9 protein-coding genes are annotated in these 8462 nt (G+C 64.5%); 1 reads left to right on the top strand and 8 read right to left on the bottom strand.

All coding sequences use genetic code 11. The annotated features are described in order from the left end of the window. Both AX729_RS20025 and AX729_RS20020 read right to left on the bottom strand, forming a co-directional pair. A partial coding sequence (locus tag AX729_RS20025; protein WP_061026127.1) for an ornithine carbamoyltransferase occupies window positions 1–710 on the bottom strand: 710 nt, incomplete at its 3' end. Further along, the gene (locus AX729_RS20020) at window positions 710–1918 is read right to left on the bottom strand and encodes an aspartate aminotransferase family protein (RefSeq protein ID WP_061026126.1); all 1209 of its coding nucleotides are present in this window, start codon (window positions 1916–1918) and stop codon (window positions 710–712) included. The genes AX729_RS20020 and AX729_RS20025, both read right to left, overlap by 1 nt. 453 nt (window positions 1919–2371) lie before the next feature. Here AX729_RS20020 and AX729_RS20015 point away from each other — a divergent pair, with 453 nt between their 5' ends. Then, window positions 2372–2884: a GcrA family cell cycle regulator gene (locus tag AX729_RS20015; RefSeq protein ID WP_061026125.1), complete on the top strand. Its 513-nt coding sequence runs from the start codon at window positions 2372–2374 to the stop codon at window positions 2882–2884. 240 nt (window positions 2885–3124) lie between these two features. Here the strand turns inward: AX729_RS20015 and phoB are convergent, their stop codons facing one another. The 6 genes from phoB to pstS all read right to left on the bottom strand — a co-directional run bounded on the left by phoB (window position 3125) and on the right by pstS (window position 8413). After that, window positions 3125–3832 carry a phosphate regulon transcriptional regulator PhoB gene (gene phoB, locus AX729_RS20010; protein ID WP_008143479.1) on the bottom strand — a complete coding sequence of 236 codons (708 nt, stop codon included), beginning with the start codon at window positions 3830–3832 and terminating at the stop codon, window positions 3125–3127. A gap of 14 nt (window positions 3833–3846) precedes the next feature. After that, window positions 3847–4563: a phosphate signaling complex protein PhoU gene (phoU, locus tag AX729_RS20005; protein WP_027574759.1), complete on the bottom strand. Its 717-nt coding sequence runs from the start codon at window positions 4561–4563 to the stop codon at window positions 3847–3849. Between the two features lie 11 nt (window positions 4564–4574). Further along, window positions 4575–5396 carry a phosphate ABC transporter ATP-binding protein PstB gene (gene pstB / locus AX729_RS20000; protein WP_061026124.1) on the bottom strand — a complete coding sequence of 274 codons (822 nt, stop codon included), beginning with the start codon at window positions 5394–5396 and terminating at the stop codon, window positions 4575–4577. Next, entirely contained in the window at window positions 5393–6238 is an 846-nt protein-coding gene (gene pstA / locus AX729_RS19995) for a phosphate ABC transporter permease PstA (RefSeq protein WP_061026123.1), read from the bottom strand. The genes pstB and pstA overlap by 4 nt, the downstream gene beginning before the upstream one ends. A 4-nt stretch (window positions 6239–6242) precedes the next feature. Beyond that, on the bottom strand, window positions 6243–7232 hold the full coding sequence (gene pstC, locus AX729_RS19990) for a phosphate ABC transporter permease subunit PstC (RefSeq protein WP_061026121.1): 990 nt from the start codon (window positions 7230–7232) through the stop codon (window positions 6243–6245). A gap of 167 nt (window positions 7233–7399) precedes the next feature. Continuing rightward, window positions 7400–8413 (bottom strand): phosphate ABC transporter substrate-binding protein PstS, encoded by a 1014-nt coding sequence (gene pstS, locus AX729_RS19985; protein ID WP_061026132.1) that lies wholly within the window; start codon window positions 8411–8413, stop codon window positions 7400–7402. Window positions 8414–8462: the final 49 nt, after the last annotated feature.

Raw genomic sequence — 8462 nt, 5'->3', positions numbered from 1 at the left:
TCCTTGTCGCCCATCGACACCCAGGTGTCGGTGACGACGCAATCGGCGCCGCGCACGGCGGCTTCCGGATCGGTGCCGAGCACGATCGGCGCATTCGTCGTCTTGATCCAGTCGCGCATCGCCTTTTTCGGCGCGAGCTCCGGAGGCGTCGCGACGTTGAGCTGGAACTTGAAGCGCTCGGCGGCATGCGCCCAGGACGCCAGCACGTTGTTGTCGTCGCCGGTCCAGGCCACCGTCTTGCCCTCGATCGGGCCGCGATGTTCCTCATAGGTCATGAGGTCGGCCATCACCTGGCACGGATGCGAGCGCCGCGTCAGGCCGTTGATGACGGGCACGGTGGCGTTGGCCGCAAGCTCCAGCAATGCATCGTGGTTGAGGATGCGGATCATGATGGCGTCGACATAGCGCGACAGCACGCGCGCCGTGTCGGCGATGGTCTCGCCGCGGCCGAGCTGCATCTCGGCGCCGGTGAGCATGATCGCCTCGCCGCCGAGCTGGCGCATGCCGACGTCGAACGACACCCGCGTCCGGGTCGAGGGCCGCTCGAAGATCATCGCCAGCGTCTTGCCTTCGAGCGGCCTGACCGGCTGCTGCGCCTTCTGCTTCGCCTTCATCGCGACGGATGCGGCGAGCATGCGCTTGAGCTCCGACAGCGGCAGCTCGTTGATGTCGAGGAAATGCTTTGGAGTCTTGTTGGGCGACTTGCTCATCAGCTTGCCGCCCGCTTGGTCTGACTGGACGATATCGCAGCGCAGGCACGTTCGAGTCGCGCGACGCTGTCCTCGATCTCGGCTTCGTTGACGATCAAAGGCGGCAGGAAGCGCACGACATTGTCGCCGGCCCCGACGGTGAGCAGTTTTTCGGCGCGCAGCGCCGCGACGAGATCGCCCGAGGGCACGACGGCCTTGATGCCGATCAGGAGCCCTTCCCCGCGCACCTCGCTGACGACGTCGGGATGACGGTCGATCACGGAGGCAAGCTTCTGCTTCAGCAGCAGCGACATCTTCTGCACGTGGTCGAAGAAGCCCGGCTTGAGCATGACGTCGAGCACGGCGTTCGCAGCCGAGATCGCGAGCGGATTGCCGCCGAAAGTGGAGCCATGCGACCCAGGCCCCATGCCGGAGGCCGCCTCCGCGGTGGCCAGCACCGCCCCGATCGGGAAGCCGCCGCCGAGCGCCTTGGCGAGCGACATCACGTCAGGTGTGACGCCGGTGCGCTTGTAGGCAAAGAGTTCGCCGGTGCGGCCCATGCCCGTCTGCACCTCATCGAAGGCGAGCAACAGGCCGTGCTCATTGCAGAGCTCGCGCAGCGCCTTCAGGAAGGCTGGAGGCGCAGAGCGAACGCCCCCCTCGCCCTGGATCGGCTCGATCAGGATGCCGGCGGTGTGCGGGCCGATGGCCTTCTTCACAGCCTCGATGTCACCATGCGGGACCTGGTCGAAGCCGTCCATCGGCGGACCAAAACCTTCGAGATATTTTGCAGATCCCGTCGCAGCCAGCGTCGCCAGCGTGCGGCCGTGGAAGGCACCTTCGAAGGTGATCATGCGGTAACGTTCCGGATGTCCCTTGGAGAAGTGATGGTGGCGCACCAGCTTGATCACGCCTTCGAGCGCCTCGGCGCCGGAATTGCAGAAGAACACGAAGTCCGCAAAGCTCTCGTTGCAGAGGCGGCTTGCGAGCTTCTCGCCGTCCGGGCTCTGGAACAGGTTCGACATGTGCCAGAGCTTCGTCGCCTGCTCCTGCAACGCCTTGACCAGCGCGGGATGGACATGGCCGAGCGCATTCACCGCCACGCCGGAGGTGAAATCCAGATAGCGATCCCCATTGGTCGCGATCAGCCAGCAGCCTTCGCCGCGTTCGAAACCGAGGTCGGCCCTGGCGAAAACGGGGAGCAAATGCGGCGCGGCGCTGTCAGTCATGACGTCACTTGATGTTGCGGACGGCGTGAAGCGTGCACTCGCAACGCACCATTGACCGGCCCGGAAAACGAAACGTGCCGCCTTTTAAGGGCGGCACGTGGCACTATCTTATGCTCGGCAAAACGGGTGTCAATGCCGTCCGGAAAGCCTCGCGAAACGCTGAATCCGTAGTCTTGCGGTGCCGATTTTGCGGGTTTTTCACCATGGAACATGTGGAAGCGAGTCGGCGGACTCTTGCGCGGGAGTCACGCCATATTGTAGCGTTTGATCTGTCAGATACGACATCTCGTGCAGCAGTTCTGATCCCAAGAGTCCTCATGTACCGGCGTAACGTTCGGGCGTTTTGAGCGCGCCCGGCGAGCCTTAAGGGATTCTGGCGGCACGGGTTTTCAAGGTTAGGCATTCGCTGCGAAGGTGCCAGGATGGCAGACGCGCAGCGAAGGAAAGGGTGCAATGACGGTTTTGACCTGGTCCGATGATCGCGTCGAGCAGCTGAAAAAGCTCTGGGAGGCTGGACTTTCGGCCAGCCAGATCGCGGCGGAGCTCGGCAATGTGACCCGCAACGCCGTGATCGGCAAGGTGCACCGGCTCGGCCTGTCCGGCCGCGCCAAGAGCCCTTCTTCGGCAGCGCCCCGGCCGCGCAAGGCGCGGCCCGCGCAGCACATGATGCGGGTGACCCGCCCCGTTTCGCGCGGCAACACCGCGCTGGCGCAGGCCTTCGAGGTCGAGGTGGAGGCCGAACCTGTTACCTACGACAACGTGGTGCCGATGAGCCAGCGGCTGTCGCTGCTGGAATTGAACGAGGCGACCTGCCACTGGCCGGTCGGCGACCCCTCGAGCCCGGATTTCTTCTTCTGCGGCGGCAAGGCGCTCTCCGGCCTGCCCTACTGCGCCCAGCATTCGCGCGTGGCCTATCAGCCCGCCGCGGACCGCCGCCGTGCGCCAGCCAAGCCGAACCCGCGGTGAGCTCGCGGAATTCTCTGATCAAGACCGCAGCCGTCACACGGTGACGGCTCGACTTACTCGGTGTCATCCCCGCGGAGGCGGGGATCCATAGCCACAGGGCGCAGTGATTGCGCGAGATGGCTACTGCGAGTCTTCGCCAAACCACGTCCTGTGGCTATGGATCCCGGGCTCGCGCTACGCGCGCCCCGGGATGACGGCCGAGATTATTGCCGTGGCTCGCTAATTCGACATCCACAAAACTCAGGTCTGCTCCGCTTTCGCGAACCGATCATCCAGCGCATAGCCGGCGCCGCGGACGGTGCGGATCGGATCCTGCTCGCGGCCGAGATTGAGCAGCTTGCGCAGGCGGCCGATATGGACGTCGACGGTGCGCTCGTCGATGTAGATGTCGCGACCCCAGACGCTGTCGAGCAGTTGCTCGCGCGAGAACACGCGGCCAGGATGCTCCAGGAAGAACTCCAGCAGGCGGTATTCGGTCGGGCCGAGATCGATCGGCCGGCCCGAGCGCGCCACGCGGCGCTTGTCGCGGTCGAGCTCGATGTCGCCATAGGCGAGCACGGTGGCGAGCCGCTCGGGGCTGGCGCGCCTGAGCAGGCCCTTCACGCGCGCGAGCAGCTCCGGCACCGAGAACGGCTTGACGATGTAGTCGTCGGCGCCGGTGGCGAGACCACGCACCCGCTCGCTCTCCTCGCCGCGCGCGGTGAGCATGATGATCGGGAGCTGCTTGGTTTCGGGGCGGGTCCGAAGCCGGCGGCACAGCTCGATGCCCGACAGTCCAGGCAGCATCCAGTCGAGCACGATCAGGTCGGGAATGTGCTCCTTGAGGCGGGTGTCGGCGTCATCGCCGCGCATGACCGTCTCGACGTCATAGCCGTCGCCTTCGAGGTTGTAGCGAAGAAGCTCGGTGAGAGCTTCCTCGTCCTCAACCACCATAATGCGTGCGCCCATGTTGTCGTCGCTCCTTAGGTATTCGGCACCGTCGTGGCGAAGGTCGTCATGTCGCCCTTCGGCCGCTTGTCGGTGATCGCCTGACCCTCGATCATGTAGAACACGGTCTCGGCGATGTTGGTGGCGTGGTCGCCGATCCGCTCGATATTCTTGGCACAGAACATCAGGTGGATGCAGAACGAGATGTTGCGCGGATCCTCCATCATGTAGGTGAGGAGCTCGCGGAACAGCGAGGTACAGATCGCGTCGACTTCCTCGTCGCCCTTCCACACCGCCATCGCCGCCGGCAGATCGTGCGCGGCATAGGCGTCCAGCACGGACTTGACCTGCTGTTGCACGAGATCGGTCATGTGTTCCAGGCCGCGGAACAGCTTGAGCGGATGGAAGTCCGTCTCCAGCGCCGCGACGCGCTTGCCCATGTTCTTGGCGAGGTCGCCGATGCGCTCGAGATCGGTCGCGACGCGCATGGCGCCGACGATCTCGCGCAAGTCGACCGCCATCGGCTGGCGGCGGGCGATGGTGAGCACGGCGCGCTCCTCGATGCGCTTCTGCAACGCGTCGAGCTCGGCGTCGGTCGCCACGACGCGCTGCCCGAGCGCGACGTCGCGGCGGATCAGCGCGTCGACGGAATCGACGATCATGCGCTCGGCGATACCGCCCATCTCGGCGACGAGGCGGGTGAGCTCCTGGAGGTCGGTGTCGAAGGCCTTCGCGGTATGTTCAGAACCCATATTCCGTCTCCTCAACCGAACCGGCCGGTGATGTAATCCTGCGTGCGCCGGTCGCTCGGCGACGTGAAGATCTTGCTGGTGTCGTCGAACTCGATCAACTCGCCGAGATACATGAAGGCGGTCTTGTCGGAGACGCGCGCGGCCTGCTGCATGTTGTGGGTGACGATCGCGATGGTGTAGTTCTCGGACAATTCCTGGATCAGCTCCTCGACCTTGGCGGTCGAGATCGGGTCGAGCGCCGAGCAGGGCTCGTCGAACAGGATCACCTCGGGCCGCACTGCGACGGTGCGGGCGATGCAGAGGCGCTGCTGCTGGCCGCCGGAGAGCGACAGACCGGAGGCATTGAGCTTGTCCTTGACCTCGTTCCACAACGCGCCGCCGCGCAGCGCCTTCTCGACCCGGTCGTCCATCTCGGACTTCGAGATCTTCTCGTAGAGGCGGATGCCGAAGGCGATGTTCTCATAGATCGTCATCGGGAACGGCGTCGGCTTCTGGAACACCATGCCGACCCGCGCGCGCAACAGATTGAGATCGAGCTTGGGGTCGAGGATGTTGGTCTGGTCGAGCATGAGCTGACCGGTGGCACGCTGCCCCGGATAGAGATCGTACATCCGGTTGAAGATGCGCAGCAGGGTCGACTTGCCGCAGCCCGACGGACCGATGAACGCCGTAACGCGGTTGGTGCCGAGCGCCAGGTTGATGTTCTTCAGCGCATGGTGTTCGCCATAATAGAAGTTCAGGTTGCGCGCGGTGACCTTGGCGGGCGCCTCGGGCAGCGGCTGCGAGCCCGCATGAACGGTCGGCGCGCTTACGGAAACAGACATTTCACTCATTTTGCAGTCCTCTCGGCCCCGAGGATGCGGGCGCCAATGTTCAGGGCAAGCACGGTCAGGGTGATCAGCAGCGCGCCGCTCCAGGCGAGTTGCTTCCAGTAGGCGTAGGGGCTCTGCACGAAGTTGTTGATGGTGACCGGCAGGTTGGCCATCGTCTTGTCCAGGCTGAGGCTGAAGAACTGGTTGGAGAGCGCGGTGAACAACAGCGGCGCGGTCTCGCCGGCGACGCGGGCGGTGGCGAGCAGCACGCCGGTGATGAGGCCGGAGCGCGCTGCACGATAGGCGATACGCTTGATCACCAGCGAGCGCGGCAAGCCGAGTGCGCTGGCGGCTTCACGCAGCGGGTTCGGCACCAGCAGCAGCATGTCCTCCGTGGTGCGCACCACGACCGGGATCACGATCACGGCGAGCGCCAGCGCGCCCGCGATGGCCGAGAAGCCTCGCATCGGCACTACGACCGCACCATAGATGAACAGGCCGATGATGATCGACGGCGCCGAGAGCAGGATGTCGTTGATGAAGCGGATCACCGAGGTCAGCCTGTCGTTGCGGCCGTATTCGGCGAGATAGGTGCCGGCGAACATGCCGAGCGGCGCCCCGATGCCGACGCCGATCACAGTCATGATGAGCGAGCCGACGATGGCGTTGAGCAGGCCGCCATCGCTCGATCCGGGCGGCGGCGTGTTCTCGGTGAAGATCTGCAGGTTCAGTCCGGCGAGACCGTTGTAAAGCAGCGTGAACAGAATCAGGGCGAGCCAGGTGACGCCGAAGGCGGCGGCTGCCATGCAGAGGCCGCGGATGACGATGTCCCAGCGGCGGCGGCGCGAATAAATCGGGTTCATGACTTCACTTCCCGGCCTTGGTTTCCAGGCGCATCAGCATCAGCCGCGCGGCTGCGAGCACGAAGAACGTCAGCACGAACAACAGGAGACCGAGCAGGATCAGGCCGGACTGGTGCAAGCCATCGCTCTCGGCGAATTCGGAGGCGATGGCCGCCGAGATCGTGGTGCCCGGCGCGAAGATCGACGAGGAGATGCGGAACGAGTTGCCTATGATGAAGGTCACCGCCATGGTCTCGCCGAGCGCGCGGCCCAGCGCCAGCATGATGCCGCCGATGATGCCGACACGGGTGTAAGGGATCACCACGCTGCGGACGACTTCCCACGTGGTGCAGCCGACGCCATAGGCGGCTTCCTTCAGCACGGGCGGCACTGTCTTGAACACGTCCACCGAGATCGAGGTGATGAAGGGCAGCACCATGATGGCGAGGATCAGCGCGGCATTGAAAAGGCTGAGATAGGACGGGGGACCCGCGAAGATCGCCCCCAGCACGGGAACGCCGTCGAAGACCTTGATCATGAAGGGCTGGAAGCTGTTGGCCAGGAAGGGGCCGAGCACGAAGAAGCCCCACATGCCGTAGATGATCGAGGGAATGCCGGCGAGCAGCTCGATCGCCATGCCGATCGGGCGGCGCAGCCATTGTGGGCAGAGCTCGGTGAGAAAGATCGCGATGCCCAGGCCGACCGGAATGGCGATCAGCATCGCGATGAAGGAGGTGACGAGCGTGCCGTACATCGGCCCGAGCGCGCCGAGCACGGGCGGATCGGCCGACGGCGCCCAACGCTGCGTCCACAGGAACGACAGGCCGTATTCCTTGATCGCCGGGAAGGCCCCGACGATCAGCGAAATGATGATGCCGCCGAGGATGAGCAGCACCGAGATCGCGGAGAGCCGCGTGATCCAATAGAAGGTGACGTCACCCAGCTTGAACGCGCTCAAAGCCTTGGCGCGGTCATATGGTCCGGCAGCATCAATCACATTGCTCTCGACAGCCATTTCTGCCACGCCGATCCCCTGTACTGAATGATAACGTTTTCTAGGTCGCTGGTCTCGTGCTCCGGACGCTCGCGGATCGCGAGATTGGTCCGGAGGACGATCGTTCGCAGGGTCCGAGCGGCGGTGCGGCCTTCGCGCCGCACCGCCTTCCGGATCAGAAGAGCGCCTTAGCTCTTGATCTCGGCTGCCCAGGTCTTCTCGATCAGCTGGACGACGCTGTCCGGCATCGGGATGTAGTCGAGCTCTTCAGCCAGCTTGTCGCCGCTCTTGAACGCCCAGCGGAAGAACTTGATGGCTTCCTGCGAGGCCGCCTTGTCGGTGGCAGACTTGTGCATGAGGATGAAGGTCGCCGCGGTGATCGGCCAGGACTTGTCGCCCGGCTGGTCGGTCAGGATGACGTAATAGCCGGGCGCCTTGGCCCAGTCGGCGTTGGAGGCGGCCGCCTGGAACGCCTCCACGGTCGGCTGCACCGTCTTGCCCGCCTTGTTGACGAGGCCGGCGTAGGTTAGCTTGTTCTGCTTGGCATAGGCGTACTCGACATAGCCGATCGAGTTCTTGGTTTGGCCGATATTGCCCGACACGCCTTCGTTGCCCTTGGCGCCGACGCCGACCGGCCACTCGACCGCGGTGCCCTCGCCGACCTTGCTCTTCCAGTCCGCGCTGGCCTTGGAGAGGTAGTTGGTGAAGTTGAAGGTGGTGCCCGAGCCGTCCGAGCGGCGAACCACGGTAATGGCCTCCGACGGCAGCTTCACGCTCGGATTGAGCTTCTTGATCGCGGCATCGTCCCACTTGGTGATCTTGCCGAGATAGATGGCGGCCAGGGTCTCGCCATCGAACACCAGCTCGCCGGGCTTCACACCCTCGAGGTTGACGACGGGGACGATGGCGCCCATCACCATCGGCCATTGGACGAGGCCGTCCTTCTCGAGCTGCTCGGCCTTGAGCGGCGCATCGGTCGCGCCGAAGGTCACGGTCTTGGCCTGGATCTGCTTGATGCCGCCGCCGGAACCGATCGACTGGTAGTTCAGACCGTTGCCGGTCTCCTTTTTGTAGGCGTCAGCCCACTTCGAATAGATCGGGAACGGGAAGGTCGCGCCGGCGCCCGTGATGTCGGCAGCAAAGGCTGCCGTCGTCGATGCGGCGACCAAGCCGGCAACGACGATGGTTTTGAGGAAATTCATGCTGGTCTCCATACAGGGGAGCGAAGCGCCATCCGCGCCCGATCGCGCT

It is taken from the genome of Bradyrhizobium sp. CCH5-F6, assembly GCF_001556045.1.
GTDB lineage: Bacteria > Pseudomonadota > Alphaproteobacteria > Rhizobiales > Xanthobacteraceae > Bradyrhizobium.
This window is presented reverse-complemented; position numbering and strand designations above follow the sequence as displayed.